Annotated in this window: 27 protein-coding genes and 1 pseudogene; 10 read left to right on the top strand and 18 right to left on the bottom strand. The window is 66.4% G+C overall.

All coding sequences use genetic code 11. The features are described from left to right. Positions 1-19 precede the first annotated feature (19 nt). Together ACE3TH_RS01430 and ACE3TH_RS01425 are read left to right on the top strand one after the other, a co-directional pair. Complete coding sequence (locus ACE3TH_RS01430) at positions 20-613, top strand: DUF6088 family protein (RefSeq protein ID WP_055808472.1); 594 nt, start codon at positions 20-22, stop codon at positions 611-613. Continuing rightward, a pseudogene (locus ACE3TH_RS01425) lies at positions 606-803 on the top strand (nucleotidyl transferase AbiEii/AbiGii toxin family protein); the annotation flags it as partial. The gene ACE3TH_RS01430 and the pseudogene ACE3TH_RS01425, both read left to right, overlap by 8 nt. 1 nt (position 804) lies before the next feature. On the opposite strand, the gene ACE3TH_RS01420 reads toward ACE3TH_RS01425, so the two are convergent. From ACE3TH_RS01420 to ACE3TH_RS01410, 3 genes are all read right to left on the bottom strand, one after another. Further along, entirely contained in the window at positions 805-3,702 is a 2,898-nt protein-coding gene (locus ACE3TH_RS01420) for a TonB-dependent receptor domain-containing protein (RefSeq protein WP_374596666.1), read from the bottom strand. A gap of 64 nt (positions 3,703-3,766) precedes the next feature. Beyond that, complete coding sequence (locus ACE3TH_RS01415) at positions 3,767-4,774, bottom strand: FecR domain-containing protein (protein ID WP_055808249.1); 1,008 nt, start codon at positions 4,772-4,774, stop codon at positions 3,767-3,769. 10 nt (positions 4,775-4,784) lie between these two features. Continuing rightward, complete coding sequence (locus ACE3TH_RS01410) at positions 4,785-5,270, bottom strand: RNA polymerase sigma factor (RefSeq protein ID WP_055808252.1); 486 nt, start codon at positions 5,268-5,270, stop codon at positions 4,785-4,787. Between the two features lie 480 nt (positions 5,271-5,750). Here ACE3TH_RS01410 and ACE3TH_RS01405 point away from each other — a divergent pair, with 480 nt between their 5' ends. Beyond that, on the top strand, positions 5,751-5,993 hold the full coding sequence (locus tag ACE3TH_RS01405) for a response regulator transcription factor (protein ID WP_082503529.1): 243 nt from the start codon (positions 5,751-5,753) through the stop codon (positions 5,991-5,993). Between the two features lie 194 nt (positions 5,994-6,187). After that, positions 6,188-6,487 (top strand): hypothetical protein, encoded by a 300-nt coding sequence (locus tag ACE3TH_RS01400; RefSeq protein ID WP_055808488.1) that lies wholly within the window; start codon positions 6,188-6,190, stop codon positions 6,485-6,487. 67 nt (positions 6,488-6,554) lie between these two features. Here the strand turns inward: ACE3TH_RS01400 and ACE3TH_RS01395 are convergent, their stop codons facing one another. From ACE3TH_RS01395 to ACE3TH_RS01365, 7 genes are all read right to left on the bottom strand, one after another. Continuing rightward, positions 6,555-6,782 (bottom strand): hypothetical protein, encoded by a 228-nt coding sequence (locus ACE3TH_RS01395; protein WP_055808254.1) that lies wholly within the window; start codon positions 6,780-6,782, stop codon positions 6,555-6,557. A 10-nt stretch (positions 6,783-6,792) separates the two neighbouring features. Continuing rightward, complete coding sequence (locus ACE3TH_RS01390) at positions 6,793-7,176, bottom strand: copper resistance CopC family protein (RefSeq protein WP_055808256.1); 384 nt, start codon at positions 7,174-7,176, stop codon at positions 6,793-6,795. A 16-nt stretch (positions 7,177-7,192) separates the two neighbouring features. Beyond that, positions 7,193-8,389 carry a copper resistance protein B gene (locus ACE3TH_RS01385; protein ID WP_055808258.1) on the bottom strand — a complete coding sequence of 399 codons (1,197 nt, stop codon included), beginning with the start codon at positions 8,387-8,389 and terminating at the stop codon, positions 7,193-7,195. Further along, a complete protein-coding gene (locus ACE3TH_RS01380) occupies positions 8,386-10,212 on the bottom strand; it encodes a copper resistance system multicopper oxidase (RefSeq protein WP_374596662.1) in 1,827 nt (608 codons plus the stop codon). The genes ACE3TH_RS01385 and ACE3TH_RS01380 overlap by 4 nt, the downstream gene beginning before the upstream one ends. Before the next feature lie 126 nt (positions 10,213-10,338). Beyond that, entirely contained in the window at positions 10,339-10,902 is a 564-nt protein-coding gene (locus tag ACE3TH_RS01375) for an RNA polymerase sigma factor (protein ID WP_374596660.1), read from the bottom strand. Positions 10,903-10,911: 9 nt separating this feature from the next. Then, positions 10,912-11,352, bottom strand: coding sequence for a Spy/CpxP family protein refolding chaperone (locus ACE3TH_RS01370; RefSeq protein WP_017505549.1), 441 nt, complete (start codon positions 11,350-11,352; stop codon positions 10,912-10,914). Continuing rightward, positions 11,349-11,630 carry a hypothetical protein gene (locus ACE3TH_RS01365; RefSeq protein WP_017505548.1) on the bottom strand — a complete coding sequence of 94 codons (282 nt, stop codon included), beginning with the start codon at positions 11,628-11,630 and terminating at the stop codon, positions 11,349-11,351. Before ACE3TH_RS01365 ends, ACE3TH_RS01370 begins: the two co-directional genes overlap by 4 nt. Positions 11,631-11,822: 192 nt before the next feature. On the opposite strand from ACE3TH_RS01365, the gene ACE3TH_RS01360 reads away from it, so the two are divergent. The 3 genes from ACE3TH_RS01360 to ACE3TH_RS01350 are packed head-to-tail and all read left to right on the top strand — an operon-like array spanning position 11,823 to position 13,916. Further along, positions 11,823-12,911: an acyltransferase gene (locus ACE3TH_RS01360; protein WP_017505547.1), complete on the top strand. Its 1,089-nt coding sequence runs from the start codon at positions 11,823-11,825 to the stop codon at positions 12,909-12,911. Further along, positions 12,908-13,384: a DUF411 domain-containing protein gene (locus ACE3TH_RS01355; protein ID WP_066629153.1), complete on the top strand. Its 477-nt coding sequence runs from the start codon at positions 12,908-12,910 to the stop codon at positions 13,382-13,384. The genes ACE3TH_RS01360 and ACE3TH_RS01355 overlap by 4 nt, the downstream gene beginning before the upstream one ends. A 40-nt stretch (positions 13,385-13,424) precedes the next feature. Beyond that, positions 13,425-13,916, top strand: a complete 492-nt coding sequence (locus tag ACE3TH_RS01350; RefSeq protein WP_374596657.1) for a nuclear transport factor 2 family protein — start codon at positions 13,425-13,427, stop codon at positions 13,914-13,916. Positions 13,917-14,091: 175 nt separating this feature from the next. Here the strand turns inward: ACE3TH_RS01350 and copD are convergent, their stop codons facing one another. The 5 genes from copD to ACE3TH_RS01325 form a co-directional block, all read right to left on the bottom strand. Further along, positions 14,092-15,006, bottom strand: coding sequence for a copper homeostasis membrane protein CopD (gene copD, locus ACE3TH_RS01345; protein WP_374596655.1), 915 nt, complete (start codon positions 15,004-15,006; stop codon positions 14,092-14,094). Between the two features lie 4 nt (positions 15,007-15,010). Beyond that, entirely contained in the window at positions 15,011-15,373 is a 363-nt protein-coding gene (copC, locus tag ACE3TH_RS01340; protein WP_374596653.1) for a copper homeostasis periplasmic binding protein CopC, read from the bottom strand. Positions 15,374-15,573: 200 nt separating this feature from the next. Beyond that, complete coding sequence (locus tag ACE3TH_RS01335) at positions 15,574-16,020, bottom strand: DUF305 domain-containing protein (RefSeq protein WP_066629159.1); 447 nt, start codon at positions 16,018-16,020, stop codon at positions 15,574-15,576. Positions 16,021-16,116: 96 nt separating this feature from the next. After that, on the bottom strand, positions 16,117-16,560 hold the full coding sequence (locus ACE3TH_RS01330; RefSeq protein ID WP_374596651.1) for a DUF305 domain-containing protein: 444 nt from the start codon (positions 16,558-16,560) through the stop codon (positions 16,117-16,119). A gap of 146 nt (positions 16,561-16,706) precedes the next feature. After that, complete coding sequence (locus tag ACE3TH_RS01325; protein WP_374596649.1) at positions 16,707-17,120, bottom strand: MerR family transcriptional regulator; 414 nt, start codon at positions 17,118-17,120, stop codon at positions 16,707-16,709. Between the two features lie 68 nt (positions 17,121-17,188). Between ACE3TH_RS01325 and ACE3TH_RS01320 the strand changes: the two genes are divergently transcribed. Beyond that, positions 17,189-17,953, top strand: a complete 765-nt coding sequence (locus tag ACE3TH_RS01320; RefSeq protein WP_055808283.1) for a glutaredoxin family protein — start codon at positions 17,189-17,191, stop codon at positions 17,951-17,953. Positions 17,954-18,250: 297 nt separating this feature from the next. Here ACE3TH_RS01320 and ACE3TH_RS01315 read toward each other — a convergent pair whose 3' ends face one another. Then, positions 18,251-20,296 (bottom strand): TonB-dependent receptor, encoded by a 2,046-nt coding sequence (locus ACE3TH_RS01315; RefSeq protein WP_374596646.1) that lies wholly within the window; start codon positions 20,294-20,296, stop codon positions 18,251-18,253. Positions 20,297-20,601: 305 nt separating this feature from the next. Here ACE3TH_RS01315 and ACE3TH_RS01310 point away from each other — a divergent pair, with 305 nt between their 5' ends. Both ACE3TH_RS01310 and ACE3TH_RS01305 read left to right on the top strand, forming a co-directional pair. Further along, the gene (locus tag ACE3TH_RS01310; RefSeq protein WP_374596644.1) at positions 20,602-21,972 is read left to right on the top strand and encodes a response regulator; all 1,371 of its coding nucleotides are present in this window, start codon (positions 20,602-20,604) and stop codon (positions 21,970-21,972) included. Continuing rightward, positions 21,969-22,316, top strand: a complete 348-nt coding sequence (locus ACE3TH_RS01305) for an arsenate reductase (RefSeq protein ID WP_374596642.1) — start codon at positions 21,969-21,971, stop codon at positions 22,314-22,316. The genes ACE3TH_RS01310 and ACE3TH_RS01305 overlap by 4 nt, the downstream gene beginning before the upstream one ends. Positions 22,317-22,319: 3 nt before the next feature. Here ACE3TH_RS01305 and bglX read toward each other — a convergent pair whose 3' ends face one another. Together bglX and ACE3TH_RS01295 are read right to left on the bottom strand one after the other, a co-directional pair. Beyond that, a complete protein-coding gene (gene bglX, locus ACE3TH_RS01300; RefSeq protein WP_374596640.1) occupies positions 22,320-24,542 on the bottom strand; it encodes a beta-glucosidase BglX in 2,223 nt (740 codons plus the stop codon). Positions 24,543-24,701: 159 nt separating this feature from the next. Beyond that, positions 24,702-24,941, bottom strand: coding sequence for a DUF2188 domain-containing protein (locus tag ACE3TH_RS01295; protein WP_374596638.1), 240 nt, complete (start codon positions 24,939-24,941; stop codon positions 24,702-24,704). Positions 24,942-25,018 lie beyond the last annotated feature (77 nt).

Genomic DNA, 25,018 nt, shown 5'->3' with positions numbered 1-25,018 from the left:
TTCTGACACGGAGACGATCATGCAAGTCCTTGCTGAACAGATCATGGAGCGCGTCCGGGCCCTGCCGGAGGGCGCGCCGGTCGCCGCCAAGGGGCTGCTCCATCTGGGCAGCCGCGCGGCGGTGGATCAGGCCCTGTCGCGCCTCGTGCGACGGGGGCGGCTCGTGCGCGCCGGGCGCGGCGTCTACATGCGTCCGCTGGAAAGCCGCTTCGGATCGCGGACGCCTTCGGTGGAAACGGTCGTGCGCGCGGTGAGCGAGCAGCGCGGCGAGGTCGTCGCCTCCAACGGGGCGGCGGCGGCCAACGCCCTGGGCCTGACCACCCAGGTGCCGATCCGCATGGTCTATCTGACCAACGGCAAGAGCCGGCTCCTCAACGTTGGCAAGCAGACGGTGGAGTTCAAACATGCGCCGGCATGGCAGCTGCTCCTGGCTGATCGTCCGGCCGGCGAAGCGGTTCGCGCCCTGGCCTGGCTGGGGCCGGAGAAGGCCCCGACGGCGCTGGAGACCCTGAAGCGAAAGCTGGGACCCGCCGCCTTCGGCGAACTGGTGTCCGTCGGACCGCGTCTGCCCACCTGGCTGGCGCGGTCGGTCAGCCAGGCGGCGCATGTCTGAGACCTTCCTGCAGCTTTCGGCCGAGGACCGGGCCGAAGCCCTCGCGGCGGCGGCGTCGGCGTCCGGCCGGCCCTCCCATCTGCTCGAGAAGGATGTCTGGGTCGTCTGGGCCCTGAGCGCGCTGTTCGAGGCGCCCTTGGGCGAGGGGCTGGTCTTCAAGGGCGGGACGTCCCTGTCCAAGGCCTACGATGTCATCCAGCGGTTCTCGGAAGACATCGATCTGACCTGGGACATCCGTCGCCTGCTTCCCGATCTGGCCAATGCGCCCGAAGACCCGGTGCCGCGGACTCGCGCTGAGGAGAGCGCACCTGAAGATCGGCCGTGGTCCAGGAGCCGATGCGACGCCCGGAGGTGTCGGCGTAGTCGGAGACATGATCCACCGCTCCGCCGAGGGTGAGCGGGCCCCTCGTCCAGCTGAGATGGGTGCGACCCCGCAGGCCCACGGGATAGTTCGGTCGATCCAGCTGGGAGACCACGGGGGAGGTGGGCGTGGCCCGGGCGTCGAAGCGCTCCAGCCAGGTCAGGCTGCTGGTCAGATCGAAGGCGTCAGGGCCGACCGCGAAGGCGTAGGCGACCGTGAGGTCGGCGCCCTGGACCTGGACGCTGGCGGTGTTGACGTAGCGGGCGTCGACGATGGCGCCGTAATCGGTGGCCGGGAACAGGTCACGCAGGTTGGTGGTCGGCAAATCGAGGATCGCCTGCATGTCGGCGCGATCCTGGGCGTTGTTGGCCGGATCGATGATCCGAACGAACGGGCTCAGGGTGGTGTCGCTCAGCGCGGTGAGGATGTTCTCCAGAGCCGGTTGGCCGATCCGGTTCTCGAAATCCGTGCGGAAGGCGTTGACGCTGATCCGGAGACCCTGAACCGAGGCGGGCTCGAAATCGCCCCCAACCGTCCAGGTGTCGGCGGTTTCGGGCTCCAGATCCGGATTGCCGCCATACAGGATCATGGTCAGGATCTGGTTGGGTCCGCGGGGCAGGATCGAGGGACTGGCCGTCGCCGCGTCATTCACCTCGCGCAGGGCCGGCGCCCGGAAGGACCGGCCGTAGTTGGCCCGCAGGCGCGCGCCCGCCATGGGTTCCCAGACCAGACCGACCTTGGGGCTCGTCGTCTGACCGACATCGCTATAGTCCTCGAACCGGGCCGCCAGCGACAGTTCGAGCCGTTCCAGTCCCGGACGGCTGTTGCCGGCCCCGAACAGGGGAATCCGCGCCTCCGCATAGACCGCCGCCACGTCGCGCTCGCTGGCGTTCAGCGCGCCCAGGACGGGCGCGATGCCGGAGGTGAAACTGTCCACCTTGCGGTCGAAATTCTCGCGCCGGAGCGCCGCCCCGACCGCGAGTTTCAACGGGCCGCCGGGCAGCTCCAACAGGTCGCCGTCCAGCATCACGTTCGCCGTGGTGATGCGGCTCTCGCTCCACAGATGGGTCCAGCCGCCCGTGATGAAGTCCAGCGCGGCCTGCGGATTGACGTTCCCCGCCCCGAACGGATTGAGAAAGCCGTCCCTGGCGGCGCTGTAGCCCGTGGCCGGATTGTCCGCCAAGGCGCCCAGCGCCTCGCGCAGATAGGTCGATTGCAGCGTGCCCGACGACCCGAAGCCGGCTTCTTCCGCGCCGTAGGCGAGATAGCTCGACAACCGCCACGAGCCGCCCAGGTCGAGATCGGCGCCGATCGTCGCGGACAGGGTCTCGACCTCCCCGGATTGCACCGGGTTGGGCGTCTGACCGGCGAAGGAATAGGCGATCAGGTGCGAATTCGCGCCCGTCGGGGATTCGAAGAAGGGGTTATTGCGGTTGACGGTCAGCAGCGTGGCGATCGGCGACGATCGGGTCTCATAGTCGCGCCGGGCCCAGCGCGCGTCGCCGGACAGGGTCAGCCGGCCGCCGAGATCCTGCCGTCCCGCCAGATAGGCGATATGGCGGGTCTGCCGCGGAAAGACGTTCATGCCGAACCGCTGATTGGTGCGGTTCTCCTGCCCCGGGAGGAAATCGCCCGGAGCCAGGTTGGTCCCGTCCTGACCGCCCGGGATGGCGAAGGCGGAGACATAGGCGCCCGACGCCGGGTCGATCACCATGATGTTGCCGGGGTTGCTGTAGTTCAGTCGGCGATCCGATCCGCCGAAGCGGCGCAGATCGGCGTCACCCGCGCGATCGCGTTCGGCCGCGGGCAGGGCTTCGCGGTCCTGGTATTCGTAGACGCCCATAAGACTGCCGCTGCCCCATCGCCGCCCGATCGTCTGGGCGAACAGGACATCGGAGAAGGCGCCGTCGGCGGCCGTGCCGTAGCGCGCTCTGGTCTCGGCGCCGTCGTAGTCGTCACGCAGGACCACATTGATGACCCCGCCCACGGCGTCGGCGCCGTAGAGAGCCGAGGCTCCGTCGAGCAGGACGTCGATCCGCTCAACGGCGGCCGTCGGAATCGACGAGACGTCGGCGAAATCGCCCTTGGAGCCGGTCCCGGCGATCCGCCGGCCGTTGACCAACACCAGGGTCGCGTCGCTGCCGAGGCCGCGCAGGTTCACCCCATTGGAGTAGTTGGCGTTGGTGCCGCTGCGGTCGCCGCCGTTGCTGAGGGTGGCGTCATTGGCGGTGCCTGCGAAATTCTGCGGCAGCGCCGCCAAGGCTTGAGCGACGGTCGCGTGGCCGTCGCGATCAATCTGGTCGCGGCTGACGACCACCACCGGCGAGGGGCCGTCGAGCACCCCGCGCAGCAGGCTGCCCGTGACGACGACCTCGTCCAGCTGGACGGCTTCCAGCTGTTCGGCCTCGGCGCGTTGCGACGGGTCGATGAGGACGAACACATTGGGCCGGCTCCGTCGATAGGTCAGGCCGGTGTCGCGCAGGAGCAGCGCCAGCGCCGTCTCGACGGAATAGTCGCCCGAAAGTGACGCCGAGGCCCGGTCCGCCACCAGGGCGCTCGGATAGAGGATCTGCTGACCGCTCTGGCGAGCGAAGGCGGGGAGGGTGCGCGCCAGCGGCCCTGCCGGGATGTCGAAGCGACGCGCGGACTCGGCCTGCTGGGCGCAGACCGGCGTCGCCGACGCCATCAGAAGCGCCGCGAGCGCCGTTGAAGTGAAGCCCTGTCTCATGTGTCTCCCCCGGTTTCTTATCCGCATTGATGCGGGACCGGGAGGAGACGACCGGTCGCGGGCCTTACCCTAAGTCCGGGGTCAGATTATTTTTCGATGCGCCCGAAAGCACCACATGACCGTCCTCGGCCCGTTCGGCGGTGAGCGGATAGAGGTCGCGCAGCGCCGCCACGAAACCCTCGACGTCGCCGGCGTCGAACACCCCGCTCACCCGGATGGAGGAAATGTCCCCGGCGCGCAGTTCGATCGGATGACGGGTGTAGCGGTTGACCTCAGCCACGGCGACGCCGATCGGCGTTTCGTGGAAGGTCAGTCGGCCCGCCGCCCAGCTGGTCGCCGCGGGTAGATCGGTCGTGACCACCCGGGGTCGGGGGACGGACGTCACCAGCTGCTGTCCCGGCTGCATCGACCAGCGCCGGTCCGCCTGTTCGCCCTCGCGCACATCGACCCGGCCCTCGACAAGCACCACGCGTGCGCCCGTCCCGAAGCGCCGGACGTCGAAGCTCGTGCCCAAGGCCGTAACCTCGGTGTCGCCGGCCTTGACGACGAACGGCCGGTCCGGGTCGCCCTCAACGTCGAACCGGGCCTGGCCCGTGACGAGGGTGACCAGCCGGCGGCCCCCGGTCAGGCGAACGTCGATCCTGGAGTCCGTGTCGAGCGTGATCGTCGAGCCGTCGGCCAGTTGAACGACGCGGCGTTCGCCGACCTGGGTGAGATAGGGGGTCGGCTGCTGCGCTGACCACAACCACCAGCCCACGGACAGGGCCGCGATCGCGGCGCCGACGGCGCCGACGGGGGCGAGAACACCGAGCAGGCGGGGGCGGGCCCTGCGGCGGGAGGCGGCGCGGGTCCGGGCGTCCGCCGAAAGCGCGGCCATCTCGGGTTGGTCGGCCAGGGTGCGACTCGCGTCCCACATCGCCTGCATGCGGTCGAAGCTCTCGGCGTTCCTGGAGTCCCGTCGCCAGGCGCTGAACGCCTTCACGTCCGCCGTGGTGACCTTGCGCTGGTTGAGCCGCGCGAACCAGTCGGCGGTCTCCTTGCGTCTGATGTCGGCGTCAGCCTCGGTCGTCATCAGTCTTCGCCTAAAGGTCCAGCCGCAGCGCGCAGTAGTCGAGCGCCTTGGACATCCGCCACTCCACCGTCTTGACGCTGATCTCGAGCTCCTTGGCGATCTCGGGATACGTCATACCGTCAAAGCGGCTCAAGACGAAGACGTCGCGGTAGAGTTGCGGCATGGATCGTATGATCTGGGCGAGCAGAACCTGATCGAACTGGGGCGCGCCTTCGGATTCGGGGGATTGGAGGTCGGCGTCGCTTGGCCGACGGCGCCTATGTTTGGCGTCATCGCGCACCAGATTGAGGGCGACCCGGAGCAGGAAGGCGCGGGGATGGGCGATCCCGCCGTCGGCGAAGGGCGCGATGCGGATATAGGTTTCCTGCACGACGTCGGCCGCATCGTCCGGACCGATCCGAGCCCGGAGGCGACGGTTCAACCACGCAGCGTAGCGGCGGTACAGGCCGTCCAGGCCGCCGCCGACCTCCGCTTGCAATGGCTTCGCTTCGCTCACCCTGCCTCTCCGACCGCAATTCAGACGGCTGGAATCCGGGGCGCGAACGGACAGCCGGGCGCAGGCGCTCACACGCCTGACACGGTGATCCGGTCAGCGACAGCCACGCCGCGCGTGGGTCGTCGAAGAAGATATCGCACAGGGGATTCCAAGCCCCTGCCGACGCGTAGGTCGGCCTGGCGAGCATGAATCAAACGGAATCCCGACGCAAGCGGGAGGGGTCGGGCGTTGGAATCCTCTGCGAACGAGGCCCGTTACTTCAGCGCGCAGCGCCGCCTCCGTCAGCGACGAACCCCGGCTCCGGCTGTGCGCCTATCTCGCGGCGCCCGACGGCCCCGCTGTAGTCGCGACCTGTCTGCGGTTCAACCGGTGGGGAGGCTTCCGTCCCGCAAGAAACCTGCGGGCGACCCGCAATTCATCGACGTTGCCCGGGCGCGAACCCGCCGTGTACGGAGGGAGTCGGACAACCGGTGGTGTAATATGGAAGCTGTATCCGAAGATCCGGGCCGTGGATCGCACGCGGTCACCCTGAGCCCGCGCGAACAGGAATGTCTGCAATGGGTCTGTCGCGGGAAAAGCTCTTCCGACATCGGAATCATTCTGTCGCTGTCGCCCCGCACCGTGGACAGCTATCTTGAGAAGGCCTGCTCCAAACTCCGGGTCCGGACCCGGATCGAAGCGGTCGCCTCGGCGGTCCGGCAAGGTCTGATCGACCCGGGATGAGGGGAGGGGGCGGGCCAGGAACTTCTGTGATGAAGCCCGGCGTTTCGCCGCCGATCGCCGCCGACGTTTGCACGTCCCCTGGCTCTTGATCGGCGCCTATCGTTCCCGGAACCCGCCGCCGGCGAGTCTAGATCGGCCAGCCCAAGCGCGCCAGCCGGGCTTGACCCCCGGCAGCAGTGGAGCAAGACACCCAGATGGCTAAATACGCGCCGCTCGCAGCCTTTCTCCGACGTCAGAAGAGCGCCGAGGTGGACCTGTCCTTTCGGGACATCGAGCGGATCGCCGGGGGCATTTTGCCCAAGGCGGCGTCGCTGGAGGTTTGGTGGCGCGTGGATACGGCGAGGGCGCCGATGCCCCAGCATCTCGCCTTCGCCGAGGCGGGTTTCGTCGCTGAACCGCGGACGCGGGCCGAGACCGTCCGTTTCATCCGGATTGCGGCAGGCGGCGCCCCAGGGAGCGAGGCGCGGCTCAGCGCGGCGAAGACCGAGAGTTGACGCCTGTCCGCTCCGGGCAGACCTCCGATCAGTCGGAGCGCCTGCCGGAGCGGTTCAGATCGGCCGGTCAGTTATGGTCGGCGTGACCTTGGGGAGCCGGAGCATCCGAGGGCGCCGGCGCGGGCGGCGCGGGTTCGGCGGGCGGCGAAGCGTCAGACTTCATCTTGTCGCAGCAGCTCATGGCGGCGTCAGCGGCCATGTCCTCGCAACAGTCGCAGCCTTCGGCGGCCAGGGCCGCTCCAGCGCTCAGGGCCAGGATCGCGCCGGCGGCGGCCAGCAGGTTGGAAACTCGCATCGTCGTTCTCCTAGTGAACCATGAAGCTGACAGAGCCGGACATCTTGTGGCCGTCCGGACCTTCAGCGGTCCAGGCGGCCGTGTAGGTTCCCGCGGCGAGCCGGGGAAGAGCCACGCTGACGGTCGCGGCGGCCGGCGCGGCGGGGGCGTTCACGACCACCGGGGCCTGTCCCTCGGCGGTCAGGGTCACTGTCTTCAGGACCATCGCGTGCGGGAAGGTGACGCTGAAGCGTTCGGGCGACCCATGGGTCATCGCCCCGTTCGCCGGAACCGTGGTGACGCCCGATTGCGGCGCAGCGGCCTGCGCCGGCATCGTGTGCCCGGCGTGAGGATCCTGAGCGGCGGCGGCGCCGGCGAAGGCCAGGGCGGCCGTGAGGACGAGAGTGCGGATCATGGGGGGTCTCCTTCGGTCAGAACCAGGCCTTGAGGCCGACGACGAGACGGGTGTCGTCAGCCTCGCCGCCTCGGGCTTCGATGTAGTCGGCGGTGTCGCCGAGCGCTCGGCTCCACTCAACGCCGACATAGGGGGCGAACTCCTTGCGGAACTCGTAGCGCAGACGCAGGCCCGCCTCGATCGACGACAAGCCGGAGCCGATCTCCAGCTCCGGAATGTCGCTCGCCGAAGCGTCGATTTCGAGGCGCGGCTGGAGGATCAGGCGCTGGGTGATGCGCTGGTCGTATTCGGCCTCGACGCGGGCGGTCAGGTCGCCTTCGGTGGAGAGGAAGGCGGCCGCGTCGATCTCCCACCAGTAGGGCGCGAGGCCCTGCAGGCCGAGAACAAGGTGCGTCGTATCCTCGCCGTCGGGCCGGAAATCCTGGCGCACGCCGGCCTGCATATCCCAGAACGGCGAGATCGCGCGGCTGTACAGCGCCTGGACCTCGGCCTGCCCCAGCTCGCCGCCAAAGTCGCCTTCGCCTTCGGACTTCCACCAGAAGCGATTGATGTCTCCGCCGCTCCAGCCCTGGACGTCCCAGAGATACGACTCGCCGTCATCGCCGAAGCCGGCTTCCAGACGGTCGATGATGACGGCCGTGGTGCGGACGTCCCCGTTTTCGCGAACCAAGGTCTCACGGGCGGCGGCCATCGCCTCGGCGCCGAAAACCAGATCGGCGGCGTGCGCGGGACCGCTGAGGGCGGCGGCGGGGAGCGGATCCTCCGGAGGCCGGCCGGGATTGTCGGCGCTGGTCGGCACGTCCGGCGGCCCCTTGCTCATGGTCGACATGTCGTGACCGGCATGGGGATCGGCTTGAGCGGAGGGCATGGCGGACATGTCGTGGCCCGCGTGCGGATCGGGCTGCGTCGTTGGCGCCATGGTCGACATGTCGTGACCCGCGTGCGGATCGACGCTCTGGGGATCAGCCGGCATCGGATGACCGGCATGAGGGTCCGGCGCCGGCGGCGTTGGCGCGGGCTGCATGACATGACCGGCATGCGGGTCCTGAGCGGGCGAGGGAGGGGGCGTCTGAGGCCGGACGACCGGTTCAGGCGCGGGTCGCGGCGCCGGGGTCGCCGGCATGACATGGCCCGCGTGTGGGTCCTGCGCCTGGGCGCTAAAGGCGCTGGCGGCGAGGATCAGCGGCGCGAGGGCGACGGCGAAACGGTTCATGACGCGACTCCGTCCAGGGGGCGGACCGTGACGACGTTGAACATGCCAGCGTGCATGTGCATCAGCATATGGCAGTGGAAGGCCCAGTCGCCGGGCGCGTCGGCGGTCAGGTCGAACGTCACCTTGCCGCCGGGCGCGACGTTCACCGTGTGCTTCAGGGGTTGATGTCCGGCGGGGCCACCGGTGACCAGCTCGAAGAAGTGGCCGTGCAGGTGAATGGGGTGGGCCATCATGGTGTCGTTGACCAAGGTCACGCGCACCCGCTCGTCGCGCTCGAAGCGGATCGGCTCGACCAGCTCGCTGAACTTGCGACCGTCGAAGCCCCACATGAACCGCTCCATATTGCCGGTCAGGTGTATTTCCATTGTCCGCGACGGCGGGCGCTGGTCCTTGTTCGGCTGCAGCGACACCAGGTCGGTGTAGACTAGAACGCGGTGGTCGACGTTGTTGAGACCGATCGGCCGCTCGCCCAGGCGATTGGCCGGATCCATGGCGATCGCATCGACGCCGACGCCGACCGCCATGTCCGGAGGCGCGTTCTCGGGATCGCGCATGTTCATGCCCGACATGGACATTTCGCCCATGTCATGCGCCGGTGTCGCGCCTTGCGCCGGGGCGCCATGGTCCATGCCTGCCATCGCACCATGATCCATCCCGGCCATGCTACCGTGGTCCATGCCGCCCATGGCGCCATGGTCCATTCCGCCCATGCCCATGTCGCGCATGGTAAGGTTCGGCACCTCCCGCAGCGGCGGGACTTCGGCCGTCATTCCAAGGCGCGGGGCCAGGGTCGCCCGGCCCATGCCTGACCGGTCGATCGCTTCGGACACGATGGTGTAGGCCCGGTCTTCGGTCGGCCGGACGATAACGTCGTAGGTTTCGGCGACCGAAATCTGGAACTCGTCGGTCTCGACCGGGCGGACGTTCTCGCCGTCGGCCTGCACCACGGTCATCGGCAAGCCAGGGATGCGGACGTTGAAGATCGACATGGCGGAGGCGTTGATGATGCGCAGCCGCACCCGCTCGCCGGGTCGGAACAGGCCGGTCCAATTCTCCTGCGGGCCGTGGCCGTTGATCAGATAGGTGTAGGTCGAGCCGTTGACGTCCAGGATGTCGCGCGGGTCCATCCGCATCTCACCCCACATGCGCCGCTCCTCCAGGCTCATGCGGTCGCTGCCGTCCATGAGGCCGGCCAGGGTGGTGCGCTGCTGGTTGAAATAGCCGGGGCTCTTCTTCAGCTTCTCCAGGATCTCGTGCGGGTGCATGAAGCTCCAGTCCGACAGGACCAGCACATGCTCGCGGTCGTAGCCGACCGGATCGGCGCCCGCCGGATCGATGACGATCGGACCGTAGTGGCCCATCGCCTCCTGGAGATTGGAGTGGCTGTGGTACCAGAAGGTGCCTGACTGCTTGATCGGGAACTCATAGACGAAGGTTTCCCGCGGCTTGATGCCCGGGAAGCTGATGCCCGGGACGCCGTCCATCTGGAATGGCAGCAACAGGCCGTGCCAGTGGATCGAGGTGTCCTCATCCAGGCCGTTGGTCACGGACAGTCGCACGTTCTGTCCCTCGCGCAGGCGCAGCAAGGGCGCCGGAAGCACCCCGTTGATCGTCACGGCATGGCCAGTCCGGCCTCCGACCGTGAAAGGCGAGTGGCCGACCATCAGGTCGATGTTGGGCCCGCTCAGCGTCGGCAGGTCCGCTCTCAGCCCCGCCGATCCGGTCTGCGCCCAGGCCGGCAGAAGGCCCTGCAGGCCAAACAGCCCGCCGCTTACGGCGGCGCCCCTGAGAAGCATTCGGCGATCGAGACTTGGCATGGGCATAGGCGGGGGGTTCCTCGGACGCGTGTCGGCTTCTGGTAGACATACGCACGTCGGCGACAACGCCCTTGCGGCAGGTCGCCACACCTCGAAATAAACCGCCCTTCGCCGTCCGGCGACACGATGAGGTCAAGCGCCCCCGGGAACGGCCATGTTCTCGGCAAGCCGCTTGCGGGCGCGGGCGATCCGCGTCTCAACGGCCTTGGTCGTGACGCCCATGATCGCCGCGATCTCGCCGTGCGAGCGACCTTCGAGCGTGGCCAGCAGAAGAGGGGCCTTGAGGCCGTCAGGCAGGCGGGTCAGTGCGCGATGAAGCGCCTCGGCCCGGCGGCGATCGTCCAGTTGGGTTTCTGGAGACGGCGTCTCGATCCGAACCGCCGACGCTTCGGGGGCGTCGAGGCCCATGACGCCGCGCACCACCCGACGCACCGCACGCCGACGGCTCCAGTCCCTGCATTTGTTCAGGGCGATCGAGCGGAGCCAGACCTCGAAGGGGCGAGCCGGATCGTACCTTCGCAGGGCGAGCCATGCGGCGGTGTAGGTTTCCTGGAGCAGGTCGTGCGCTTCCGCTTCGTCGCCGACATAGCGGCGCACGAACCTGTAGAGATCGCCCTTGGTCGCCGCCATCAAGGCGCCGAACGCGCCGGCGTCGCCGCCAGCCGCGCGGGCTTCAATGCTGTCGCCGTCCTTCACGCGCCGCGCCTAGCCGGCGTCGGCACGCAGGGCGTCCACCACGGCGGCGTCGAAGACCTCGGCCTGCGCCGGGGTGAGCACCGACCGCATCTCGAAGACGTGGGCGATGGTCGCCTTCTGCAGATCGCCCATGGCCACGTGGAAGTGATCCACCGCCGCCTGCACCTGGGGCGTGTTCCCATCGCTTGCAGCGATGGCGGCGGCGAGCTCGCGGTTGGCGGCTCGCACTTCTGCCTCCAGCCCGGGGCGGCGCGCGGCGAAGCGCGCTTCGATCGCGTCTAGACGACCATCCTGTTCAGCGCTCAGGTTCAACTGCTCATGGACGACGCTATGCAGGCTCGGCGGCTGACGCTCGCGCATGACCCAGGTTGCGCTCGCCCAGGTCGCCGCGCCGCTGGCGAGCGCCGCCAGCACGGCTGTCAGGACGATCGATTTCCAGCGCGCTCTCATCCCCGGGCATCCAGTGGACCGAGCGGCGACAGGCCCGCCGAGACGGTGAAGATGCGCAACTCAGAGGGCTCAGGCCGCGGCGACGCCACGAGGAGCAATCCACCGTTGGCCACGCCGAGCACGAGCGCCAGCCCTACGGCGGCGACCCGAACCTGGCCCATTGACGCCGCCTCCCGGCGCACGGCGATCCGTGTCCAGACAGCGTCTTCCAGGCCGTCCAGCCGCCCCGCATCGTCTGGCCCTTCCGCCGCAATCAGTCGTTCGATCTCATCAGTCATTGCGCACCTGCATCACGCCCCCTTTGCCATACGCGCCAAACCGTCCGGCCCCTTACGAGGGGACGAGATGTCCGCCGCGTAGATACCAGAGAACGACCGGGAGGACCCGCTCGTGTCGGGGGAGGCGATGTGAGCGAGAGGACAGATCCGGCCGCGGGTCCGTTTCCGGATCGGCTCGATCCGCTGACGGGGGTGAGGTTCTTCCTCGCGCTCGGCGTGGTGCTGTTTCACTACCAGCTGCAATGGACGCTGCCCGAAGGTGCGGCCGGACTGTTAAACCGGGCCCGTCTCGGGGTCGATATCTTCTTCATCCTGTCTGGGTTCATCCTCACCCACGTTTACCTGCAGGGTGATCAGCCAGTGAACTACAGGCGGTTCATCGCGGCGCGGTTCGCGCGCATATACCCGGCGCATTTGTTCATCCTGTTGGCGATGCTGTTGCTGGTGCTCGCCGCGCCGGTGTTGGGCATCGGCCTGGAGCCCGGGCGGTTCAATCCTGCGGATTTTCTGGCCACCCTCTTTTTGGTTCAGGCCTGGTTGCCGCGAGACGGGATGGTCCTGTGGAACGGGCCCGCCTGGTCGCTGTCAGCCGAATGGTTCGTCTATCTCGCTTTTCCAGCCTATGCTGCGGTCGCCCTGCGGTTTCGACACAGGCCATGGATGCTCGTAGCCGCGGCGACGAGCCTGTTCATCCTGCTGGATGCGATCTACCGGCATTGGTTCGGCTCGGTTCTGCCCCGGGCGGAAGACAATATGGGCGTCTTGCGCATCATTCCGGAGTTCCTGCTCGGGATTGGCCTCTACTATCTCGGAGCGCGCTGGGCGCCGTCCCCGCGCGTCGCGATCGTCGGCGCCGTCGGAGCCACCGCGCTCCTCTTGCTCGCTATGCAGATCGGGGCCGATGATCGCCTTATCGTCGCCGCGTCGGGACCCTTCGTTCTCGCCTTGGCGCTGCTCGCCAAGGCGGGTGTCAGAACCTTCCTGTCGCACCCGGTCGCAATCTTCGCCGGTGAGGCCTCGTTCGCCCTCTACCTCGTCCATATTCCGATCCTGATGGTCTGGCGCAATGCCGCCCAGGCCATCGGGGGCTGGCCGGGCGACTATCGAATGGGGCTTCTGGAACTGGCGGCGATGCTGGCGGTGACCCTCGCCGCGGCGGCCGCCATCTATGGTCTGGTCGAGCGACCGAGCCGCCAGTGGCTGAGGCGGCGCACCTTCGGTCGGATGCCGGATGCCGACGCCAGACGCACCGTTCACAGCGATCAGGGAGAGCCCTTTTGACGACCGCCTACCTCCACCGAAGGCTTTTCTTAGGCGCCGCCGTCAGCGTCGCCCTGACCGGAACAGCATGCGCCCAGACCCAGGCGTCGAGAACCCTCACGGTCTTCAAGACGCCAACCTGTGCGTGCTGCGACGCCTGGATCTCGCATATGCGGGAGGCTGGCTTCAACACGACTATCACCGTTCTGCCGAGCCTCCAATCCGTCCGCAGCAGCCGGGGGCTTCCGGACAGCCTGGCCTCCTGCCACACCGGGTTGATTGATGGCTATGTCGTAGAGGGCCATGTTCCGGCACGGGACGTCATACGGTTGCTTGCCGAGCGGCCGGCAGCGCTCGGTCTCGCGGTTCCGGCCATGCCCCTCGGTTCGCCCGGCATGGAGACGCCGCAGGGACACAAGGACCCTTACGACACGCTGCTGGTGCTTCGCTCCGGCGCGACGCAGGTGTTCGCCCGTCACAACCCGCCCACCTGACCTGACCTTGTCTCACCTGATTCATAAGCCGGAGCCCATCATGTCCCCCAAACCTCTCGTTCTCGCCCTCTCTCTCGCCGTCCTGTCGGTGACGCCCGCTGTCGCGCAGGACCATTCTCACGGCCATGCCCAGACCGCGGGGTCGATCAGCGCGGAAGCGACGGAGGCGGCCACGACCGTCGATGCCTTCCATGCCGCGCTCAAGGCCGGTGACACATCTGCCGCCCTGTTGCTTCTGGCCCCCGACGTCATGATCTTTGAAGAGGGCGGAGCGGAGCGCTCGCGCGACGAATACGCCTCTCACCATCTTGCGTCGGACGCCGCCTTCGCGGCCGCGTCGGACAATGTCGTAAGCCGCAGATCGGGCTGGGCGGACGGCGATGTGGCGTGGATCACGAGCGAAGGCCGCACCACCGGTCAGTTCAACGCACGCGCCGTGGACCGTCTGACAACGGAAACCATGGTGCTAAAGCGCCACGCCGACGGCTGGCGCATCCATCACATTCACTGGTCGTCGCGCGCTCCGCGGTAATCCGCCTCTCCGGTTTGAACGCCTCAGTGCGAAAGCGCGCGGCGTTCAGACCGTATTTGTCCGCTTAAGCCGGGATCCGGGAAGCCCGATGGGAGGACGTGACAACATCTCGACCTCGGAGAATGGCGCCACGACCGCAGCGGCGCTCCACGCCGCGGGCCACTAGATCGTCGGATCACGTCGCGACCGGCGGAGGGAGGGTGCCCATAAGCGCGACGACGGCGAGGACGACGAGCCCGAGGGCCGTCTCCGTGACGATACTGCGCCGCAGCCGTCGAACCGCCGAGATTGACTGTCCTGTGTGCTCCAGTTCCAGACGCAGGGCGGGTGTCAGGCGGAAACGGTTGTCCGCCGCCAGGCCCAGCATCAGCACGAAGAGCGCCAGCTTGGCGATCAGAAGCTGTCCATAGAGGCTTTCGCCAAGGTTCACGAAACGCTCCGATCCGACGAGGAACCAGCTGTTCGCGAGACCCGTGGCCACAAGAAGGGCTACGGCGAGCGTGCCCAGGCCCGAGAACCCATGCAAGGCGCGGTAGAGGGCCCCATCGTCGACCCCGGGGCGGCGAAGCAGCAGGATCGTCAGCGCTACAAGCGCACCAAGCCAAAGGGCCGCCCCGACGGAATGGACGATGTCGGAGGCGAGGTGGACCAGGCCCTCGGGGCCTTCTGTCGCCGCGCCGTGTCCAGTCCAAGCGAAGCTCGCGACCACGAAGAGCCCGAGGCCTAGCGAGATGCTCCAGGCCGTCTTGCCCGGTCTCAAGGCCAGGACCGCGACGACGGCTGCGAGGGCGAGGGCGGCCCGCGCGACCATGGCTTTCCCCAAGGCCGTGCCGGTGATCATGAAAGACAGAGACACAGGCTTGATGGCTTCCGCCAGCGAGCCCGCCATGACCGCTGTCTGTCCGAGTAGCGCCAGGAGCGCGCTCGCGACGACGACCAAACCTGACCCTATCAGGATCGCGCGCGACCAGGTGAGCTCCACGCCGTCGCCGCGCCTGAAGGTGTACAACAGGAACAACGGCGTCCCGAGAAGGACGACGGCTCCGGCGTACTGGAGCCACCGGAGCGCGACGACCGCGATCTCGAGCACGGCGTCAGCGCACCGTGAAGGTGTACGAGCCGGTCATGCGGTGACCGTCGCTCGAGGCGATGCGCCAGTCGACGCGATAGTCGCCAGCAGTCAGCGGTCGCCTCAGAGTCCCGGTCAGGGTCTTGCCGTCTTCAGCGACCGAAGTGCGGACCGCGAGCTTCTCGCCGGCCGAGTTGACCACGTCGAAGCCGGAGAACGCAGGCACAGAGCGCTCGCTGAAGGTCAAGGTCAGCGTGCGGGTCGCACCGACTGTGGCGTTCGGCGCGGGCGTGGCGCTGACAAGACGAGCGTGAGCTGCCGCAGGTCCAGCGGCGAGGACGACCGCAGTCGCCAGGGCGACATAGGGAACGGGGTTGAATGCACGCATACTGTGTCTCCTGGCGATTGGCCGGTCCGGCCTTCGACTAGTCTACGCGTCGCATCGACTTTCCCCTCGCCAACGGCGGCCGACGCTGGCCGACCTCACGCCGTGAAAACGACGACAACACTCGGGGCGGCGAGCGAGGCCACCTCGAACGGGAATGGCGAGTTGGCGGGACCGGCGGACGTGTCCCGCCGGGAGAGCCGTCAAAGCCGATCCTGAATCGCCTGCATCTGTCGGATCTCGCGCTTCTGGGCCTCGACGATCTCTGCGCACAGCGCGACCAGTTCCGGGTCGCTCAGCTTGGCCTTGCCGCACATCAGGATCGCGCCGGAGTGGTGGGGGATCATTCCTCGAATGAGTTCCTTGTCGCCGATCGCCGCCTGGGTGCGCATGGCGTAGAAGCTGCCCGCGAAGATGATCACCGAGGCCAGCCCAATGGCCAGGTTGAGCCGATTGTTCGGATACATCTCGCGCATCAGAACCAGCATGAGGACAGCCATTGGCGCGACCATCATCAGCGTCATATAGAGATTGTTCAGATTGAAGTTGAAGTGATCGAGCGTCGCGATCATCGTGAACATCACCAAATACATGATGATGAAGTGGACGATGAGTTCAATCGCGAGGTTGCGATAGCTCTTTTCGTGCATGAGTGGCCTCCCGCCGGCGGACAGACGCCGACGATCGACGCCGTTCAAAAGCAAATACGCACGGGCAGACCAGTCCCCGCGCGTATTCTTCCCGCGTCAGGCTCCGGGCTGGACCGAACCCGAAGCGGGGGTTGCCGCGGCGGACCGATGTTGCGCGACCCACTGCTCCAGCGCCGTGATCTCCTGGCGCTGCATCGTAATCGTCTTTTCGGCCATCTCGCGGAGCGCGGCGTCAGGGTTTTCGCGCATCAGGACCTCCGACATGGCGATGGCACCCCGGTGGTGCTCGATCATCTTCAGGGCGTAGGTCTCCTGCGGGTCCGCGCCGTGCGCCTGCATCATGGCCTGATGCATCTGCTGTTCGGAGGCGGAATAGGGCGTCTCGGGCCCCGCCATCGGCTGAACCGCCGGAGCGCTGTGTTCGGCCGCCGATCCCGCGTCGGCCGTCGCGGTTTTATCGGCCTGTTCCGCTGGATTGCACGCCGTGAGGAGCACGGACAGGGCGGCGGCCGCCAGACCGACGTTCAGTTTGATCGACATCTTCGTTCTCCGAAAGTGATGATCAACGAACAGTTCTGACTGCGGGACGTTCCGGTCCTCGCGATTGCGTGGCCACGCAGTCGGGTTTTTCCCAGGCGGGACGGCTGCCGGCCCTCGCACCCCGTTCGCCAAGACAGGGCACGATTTCAAACCTTTTCACCCTGAAAGGCCGAAATGATCGGACACGGTCCGCTGTCGTTCGCCGCGCAAGCGCTCGCCAGTCGGCGCAACGCCGCTCTCGCACCCTCAAGATCGGAGATGGTTCGATCCAGCGCCTCCAGCCTCTCCGCGGCCAACGCACGGGCGCGCGTGCGATCCTCGCCAGCGTCGAGCGACAACAGCTCTTTGATCTGCTCGAGGGTGAAGCCCGCCGTCTGTGCGGAGCGAATGAACCTCAGCCGGCGCACGTCCTCCTCGCCATAGCGTCGAACGCCCGCGCCAGCGCCATCACGCGACCATTTGTCAGGCGTCGAAAGCAATCCGCGACGCTGATAGAAGCGGACAGTCTCCACCCCGACGCCGCCGTCTCGCGCCAACCCCGCGATCGTCCGAACGTTCATGCTTGACTCCGTATCTAGGTACGGAACCTAAGAGCTGTAGCTCGGATTTGAAGATCAAGGAGCCTGCAATGACCAAGACCGCTGTCATCTATCGGATGGTGATGCCCGACCACACCTGTCCGTGGGGGCTCAAGGCCCGGCATCTTCTCAAGAGCCGGGGCTACAAGGTCGAGGACCACTGGCTCACGACCCGCGAGCAGACCGACGCCTTCAAGGCCGAGCACGGCGTCAAGACGACGCCTCAGGTCTTCATCGACGGCCAGCGCGTCGGCGGCCACGACGATCTGCGCCGCTATCTCGGTCTCAAGGTCCGCGATCCCAAGGCGACCACCTACACGCCGGTCCTCGTCGTCTTCCTGACCACCGCCGTGATGGCGACGATGCTCAGCCTGACGATTTTTGGCACGCCGTTCACCGTGCGGGCAGGGGAGTGGTTTATCGCCCTGTCTATGATGGCCCTCGCCATGCTGAAGCTCCAGAACATCGAGAGCTTCTCATCCATGTTCCTGAACTACGACCTGCTGGCCAAGCGGTGGGTGCCATACGGCAAGGTCTATCCGTTCGCCGAGTTCGGGGCAGGCGCGTTGATGGTCGCGGGCGTCCTGACCTGGTTGTCGGTCCCGGTGGCCCTGTTCATCGGCGGCATTGGCGCGGCCTCGGTCTTCAAGGCTGTCTACATCGACAAGCGCGAACTGAAATGCGCCTGCGTCGGTGGAGACAGCAATGTGCCGCTTGGCTTCCTATCCCTGACCGAGAACCTGATGATGATCGCCATGGCGATCTGGATGCTGGTTATGCACTACGCTCTGCCGGCGTCAGCGATGGCGATGTAGGTTCTGTTCATGCTAGTCTAGCGGAGGCAAGTGAACGCGCAAGAATCGATTGTTAATTCGAGTTTGAGATTGTCAATACGTCTCGAAAGATTGCGCGATCACGCGGTTTTTACATCGGTCTATTTATCTAATGTTTTCAGAACCAAGCCGAACGGTCGGGCGACGAGCCGGTGTTAAAGTAGGTGGGCCGCGAAAAAACCAACTGATTCATGATTTTACCCAGCTTAGAGCAATCGAGTGGGAATAGGCCCAATAGAAAAACGCCCCTGACATCTGCTGTCAGGGGCGTTTCTGGTTCTAGAAGCGGTAGTTGATGCCGACCCGCAGGTTCCGGCCCGGCTGGGGTGCGATGTCCTTCAGGAAGGACACATGTTCTCGCGCCTCTTCGTCGGTCAGATTGCGGGCCTCGGCGAAGACGGTGACGTTCTTGTCGGCGAACGGACGCCAGGCACCGGACAGGTTGACCAGCGTGTAGCTGTCGGTCGGAAGTTCGAACTCGGCCACCTCGTCCTGCTCGCCCACGTGCCGGATCTCCAGTGCCACGTCGAATGGCGTGGAGGCGTACTTCACGCGGCCGGTTAGTGAATAGGGCGGGATGCGCGCTGCGGGGCCCAGATCAGTGTCGGCATCGACATAGTCGGCGGCGGCCTCCAGCGTCACGACCTGGCTGCCCGACGTCCAGACATCGTACGCCGCCTGGGCTTCGAAGCCTTTGAACTCGGCGTCGGTCTGCAGATAGGCGAAGATGGGGAACTCCTCGATCTCGCCGTCCTCGTCGAACTCGAACACCAGGCCGGTGTCGCGCTGGTCGATGAAGCCGTCATATTTGGAGGCGTAGACGTGCAGATCGCTACGGAAGGCTCCGCGATCGTAGTGGACCGTCCCCTCCAGCGTGGTGACCTTCTCCGTATCCAGCGTCACGTCGCCCAGCTCATAGGCGGCAGTGGCGATGTGGACGCCGTCCGAGAACAGTTCGACCTCCGACGGCGCGCGCTCGGTGCGTGACAGGCTTAGACCGAGGAACAGACCGGAAGCAGGGCGCAGGAAGGCGGCGGCCGAGGCCGACCAGTTGTCGAACTCCCGCTCTATCTCGGCTCCGCCCGACAGTGGCGTGGCCGTCAGGCTGCGGCGGTCGTAACGAAGGCCGCCCTCGAAGCCATAGCCGTCGCGGTCCAGCCGCTGGACCGTATAGATCCCCTGTTCCTCGATGTCGGTTGTGGGCACGAAGGCCTCTTCGCCGATGGCCTCGAAGGTGCGTTCCAGAGCCTGGATGCCGATCGCGCCGTTCCAGCCGTCACGCTCGCGCTGCACCAGGTCCAGCCGGGCTTCCTGACCATCAGAGTTGAAGATTGTGCCGGGCTCGCCGGGCCCCTCGAACTCGGTGTGGGTGTAGTCGGCCTGACCGTATGTGCCGCGGATCGAGCGGAAGGGGCCGGCGTCAAAGCGGTATTCGCCGCGCGCGTCGAACCGCTGCTGCTGCAGGTCGATGAAGACACCCTCTTCGGCCACCACGCCATAGGTGCTGTCGGTTTCCTTGTAGGAGACGCCGAAGAAGCCCTTGTCGCCGATGTAGGAGCCGCCGACGCCCCAGGCGTCCAGTTGCGAAAAGCTGTTGGGCAGGACGCCGCCCGTATCTGGCCGCTCGATCCCGTCGGCGGCGGCGCGACGGGCGGAAATGGGCGAGGAGGGGATGTCGTAGCTGTTGGCGTCCTTGGTCACCGCATCGACCGTCAGAGCGAACTGGCCGAGCGCGACGGTGGCGCGACCGTTGAAGGCAGTGCCGTCGTCGACGGTCGAGGTCTGGGCCGAGAGGGAGCCGTCGATACCGCCCTCGGGCAGTTCTTCCGGAATGCGACCGTCCAGGATGTTCACCACACCGCCGATGGCCGAGCCGCCATAGGCCAGGGTGGCTGGTCCCCGAATGATCTCGATCCGGTTCGATTCCGCCGGATCGGTCGCCACCTGGTGGTCGGGCGAAACGGACGAGGCGTCGATCAGGCCCACGCCGTTGGTCAGCACCTGCACACGCGGCCCGGTTAGACCTCGGATCACCGGACGGCTCGATCCTGGCGCAAACGCCGTGGAGCGTACGCCCGGCAGGCCGTTCAGCAGATCGCCCAGCGACGAAGCAGGCGCGATGGCGAGGGCCTCTTCATCCACCACGCTTGTGGCGATGGTGGTGGCATTCTGGCTGATCCCGAAGGGCTGACCGGTGACGATGACATCATCCAGTTGCGTCGGCTCGGTCTCTGCCGGCACCGACTGCGCGGCTGCGGTACCCGCCAATGCGGCCCAGCCCGTTGCGGCCAGCAGGAGGGTACGGGTGGAGGGGTGATGACGCATGACGGAACTCTCTCGGGGAATAAGCGCGTCTGTTATGAAATAACGTACTGGCACGTCAAGGCCGCTTGATCATGACGATGGCCTGCATGTCGGTTGTATCGCCTGACGGTGCCCAACGAACTGACGCGTCATCGAGGTCGCCAAAACTGCCAATGCGCCGTTCCAGGGCGCACTGCTGTTCGCAAGGCGTCAAAGTTGGACGATGTCGATATCGATTAGAGCGTCTTTAAGCGTCGTCGGCGTAGCTTGCGTGGGTGGATCACTCAGCCAGCTTCTCACGCCAGAACTTTACAGCATGGGACAGGTTGCGTCGCCCCATCTGGATGTTCGACGCAGTAGCCCTGAAGGGTGTTTACGCCAACCCGGCGGCACTGGCGCTCTGGGGGGCGACGTCTCTCGAAGAGTTGCTGTCCCGCGACTTTTCTTCGATTTCTGAGAGCGTGAGGGCACGCACCGACAATCTGGCTATGTCTACGGCCAGTGGCGGGGAAGTCAGTGAACGCTGGACGTTTTATCCGAATGGGCAGCCGATCACGGTTCAGGCGACGATCTCGACTGTCCATCTGGGCGATGGTACGCCGGTCCTGTTGTTTGAGGCTTCGTCCCTTGACGCTGAGCCGGAAGAGCGGCGTGCGCTCGAGGCTCTACGTCATACTTCATCCCTGATCAGCCTCTTTGGCGATGACGGACTGCCTCTTTTCGCCAATCCAGCGGCTTTTGCCACCTACGGTCGGTCAGATCTGCCCTTTGTGTCGCGGTTCGCTGCCGTCGATCACGGTAAGGCCTTGCTTGCATGCGCTCTGGATGGCGAAGCGAACGCCCTTCTCAGTGAAGTGGACACTGTGAGGGGGCGGCGATGGCACCATCTGGATGCTCGTCCCGGTCTGGATCCGGTCACGGGCAAGACGACCGTGCTGCTGAATGAGCGAGACGTCACGGACACCGTGGAAGCACAGGCCGCCCGTGCTGCAGCCGAACACAAGGCTGCAGAAGCTGAGGCTCGCCAAGCGTTTCTCACAAGAATGTCGCATGAGCTCAGGACGCCCCTCAATGCCGTGCTCGGGTTCTCCGAACTGTTGTCCAAATCGAGCCTCGACCCCGAACAGCTGCAGCAGGCCGAGCGCATACGTCAGGGCGGTGAGAGTCTCCTAAGCGTCGTCAACGAGATGATCCGGGTCTCCGAAGGTGCGGTCTCTGCTCCGGCAACTCTGCCGCTGCCTGCCGTTGTCACCTCGGCCCCGTCGGATCGCGCGCCACGTGTTCTCTACGTTGACGACAGTGAGCCAAACCGGAGACTGGTCGTGACAGTCCTCCGGAGCCAAGGCTTCGAATGTGAGACCGCCGACGATGGAAAGCGGGGTCTGGAGGCCGTAATCAGCGGTGATTGGGACGTGATCCTCATGGATATTCAGATGCCCGTTATGGACGGCGTTGAGGCGAGTCGCGCCATTCGCGCACTTGGCAACTTCAGGCGCAGCGTGCCCATCATCGCCGTCACCGCCAATACGCTGGTCGCCCAACTGGAAACCTACAAGACAGCTGGCATGAACGACTGGATTGAGAAGCCCGTGGACGTCGGCCTTCTTATCGAAAAATCTGCGAGCTGGGCGGGCAGTGACTGGCGCAATCATGTTGTGAGGGTGGAAGAGCCAAAGTGGGCGACAGAAGTCGCATGACCCCGACACTTTACGGCATCCCAAACTGCGACACCGTCAAGAAGGCCCGCGTCTGGCTGGACCAGAACGGCACCGCCTTCACCTTCCATGACTACAAGAAGGCCGGCATCGACCGGCCCCGTCTGGAGGCCTGGGTGGCCGAGCATGGGTGGGAGACGGTTTTAAACCGAGCCGGGACGACGTTCCGGGCCCTGCCGGATGCGGACAAGGCGGGGCTGGATGCGGACAAGGCCACCGCCCTGATGCTGGCTCAGCCATCGATGATCAAACGCCCGGTGCTGGACTTGGGCGACCGGACGCTGGTCGGCTTCAAGCCGGAGCTTTATTCGGCGGCGCTGGGCTGATTCCTAGCGAACCAGGGTGAACTGCGCCGCCTGACCCGTCTGGGCGCTGGCGCTCAGCCAGACGTCGAACAGGCCGGGCTCTGCGATCATCGTGTGATCTGGGCCCATGAACTGCACATCGGCGAACGTCAGGGGCATGGTTACCTCGACCGACTGGCCGGCAGGCACGTTCACGCGCCGGAACGCCTTCAACAGCCGCACGGGCTGGGTCAGGGAGGCGACGCGGTCGCGGATATAGAGCTGAACCACCTCGGTCACGTCACGGTCGCCGCCGTTGGTCAGGGTGACGCTGGCCTCGATCTGGCCGTTCCAGGCCATGGTCTGCGACGACAGCCGCGTCTCGGACCAGTCGATGGGCGCATAGGTCAGGCCGTGGCCGAATGGATAGAGCGCCGCATGCGGCACCTCGCGGAACTTGGCCGTGAACTCCTGATCCGTCGGCTTCGACGGACGTCCCGTCGCCTTGTGCGCGTAGTAGAAGGGCGACTGGCCCGAGCGGAACGGGAAGCTGACCGGCAGCCGGCCCGTCGGCTCGTGATCGCCGAACAGGACATCGGCGACGGCATGTCCCGTCTCCGATCCCAGGAACCACGTGACCAGAATGCTGTTCGCCCCGGCGACCGCGCCCGACAGCTCCATGCCGCGCCCGTTGCGCAGCAGGACGACGACCGGCTTGCCCGTCGCCGCCACGGCCTCCGCCAGGGCCAGCTGGGGGGCAGGGATGTCGATGCTGACGCGGGACTTGGACTCCGCCGACATGACCGACGATTCGCCGATGGCCAGCAGGACGACATCCGCCTCATTGGCCGCCGCCACCGCCGCCTCGATACCGCCCGACAGGGGGGCCTCCACGTCGGAGCCCCTGACCACGGTCAGGGCGTTCGGATCTCGAAGCGCCTGACGCAGGCCTTGTTCCAGCGAGACCGCCAGATCGGTGTCCTTGAAGATCGACCACGGGCCGAACACATCGGCGGCGTCCGCCCCGAACGGCCCGATCAGCGCCAACCGCTGGCCCGACTTGGGCAGGGGCAGCAGGCCGCCCTCGTTCTTCAGCATGACGATCGATTTGCGCCCGGCCTCGCGGGCCAGGGCCAGGTGATCGCGGCTGCCGACGACGCGGCGCTCCACGGCCACATCCGAGCCGCGATAGGGGTTGTCGAACAGGCCCAGCGCCGCCTTGGTCATCAGGACCCGCCGCACCGCCTGATCGACGCGCGCGATCGGCACCTCTCCGGTCTGGATCAGGCTGGGGATGTGACGCAGGTACAGGCCACTCTTCATCGACATGTCGACGCCGGCCATCAGGGCGATCCGCGCCGCATCACGTCCGTCGGCCGCAAAGCCGTGGGCGACCAGCTCGGCCTCGGACGTATAATCGGACACCACGAAGCCCGCGAAGCCCCATTCGCCGTGCAGGATGTCGGTCAGCAGCCACTTGTTGCCGCTGGTCGGCACGCCGTTCAGGTCATTGAAGGCGCTCATGACTGACAGGGCCCCAGCGTCCAGCGCGGCCTTGAACGGCGGCAGATAGACCGAGCGAAGCATGACCTCGCTCATGTCGGTGGAGTTGTAGTCCATGCCCGATTCCGCTGCGCCATAGGCAGCGAAATGCTTGGGACAGGCCAGCAAGCTGGACCAGTGGGCCAGGTCGTCGCCCTGGAAGCCCTTGGTGCGGGCCGCCGCGAACAGATTGTTCAGCAGCACGTCCTCGCCGGCCCCCTCGACGACACGGCCCCAGCGCTGGTCCCGCGCCACATCGACCATGGGGGCATAGGTCTGGTGCACACCCGATGCGCCACCCTCGACGGCAGCGGCGCGAGCGGTCCGCTCGGCCAGGTCCAGGTCCCAGCTGGCACTCTCGCCCAGCGGGACAGGGAAGGTGGTGCGCAGGCCGTGCACGATGTCCGCCGCGAACAGCAGGGGAATGCCCAAGCGGCTTTCGCGCACCGCCATGTCCTGAACCAGCCGTGTCGTTGCGGCACCCACGCCGTTGAACAGGGCCCCGATGCGCCCGGCCTTGATGTCCTCTGCCGTCTGGGCCTGATCGCTGTCCAGCCGGTCGCCGGGGTTGACCCCCTCGGGTCGCCAGCGGAACGGGTCATTCATCAGGTTCAGCTGGCCGGCCTTCTCCTCGATGGTCATGCGCGCCATCAGGTCATCGATGCGATCCTTCGCCTCGGCCTGTTTCGCCAGCGACATGCGCGGTGCCATCATCAATCCAGCCATTATGGCTCCACCGGCCAGGAGGGATCTCCGCGTCGATACGGATTGAGACAATGGACGCATAATGTAACCGGTTTCACAATGACAGATCGCACAACTAGCGGCAGGACGGGTGCTCGACTACCCCCACGGGGCGCAGGCGTCGATCACAAGCGATTGCGGTCAACCCTGGACGTCGGTGTCCGGCCGATCATGGCCGTCGGCGCGTTCGGTCACCCATTCGCCGGAAGTATTCTCATACTCGATGAAGGCCGTCTGATCCGGCACGCGCTGTTCGCGGGCGACCGCAACGGCGGCCGCGCGGGCGGCGTCGTGGCTGGCAAAGGTTTCGGAAAACGTGCCGTTGGACGTATAGGCCCAGCCGCCGTCGTGTTCGACGATGCGATAGGTGACGTGGCTCATGGCAGGCTCCGGTTCGGAAGGGCTGTGTGACGGACTGGATACAGGACCGGACGCCGCCGAAACAGCCCCGGCGTGAG

The organism is Brevundimonas sp. (assembly GCF_041919755.1).
Classification (GTDB): domain Bacteria; phylum Pseudomonadota; class Alphaproteobacteria; order Caulobacterales; family Caulobacteraceae; genus Brevundimonas.
Note: the sequence above shows the minus strand (reverse complement) of the source record. Positions and strands in the feature narration are given on the sequence as shown.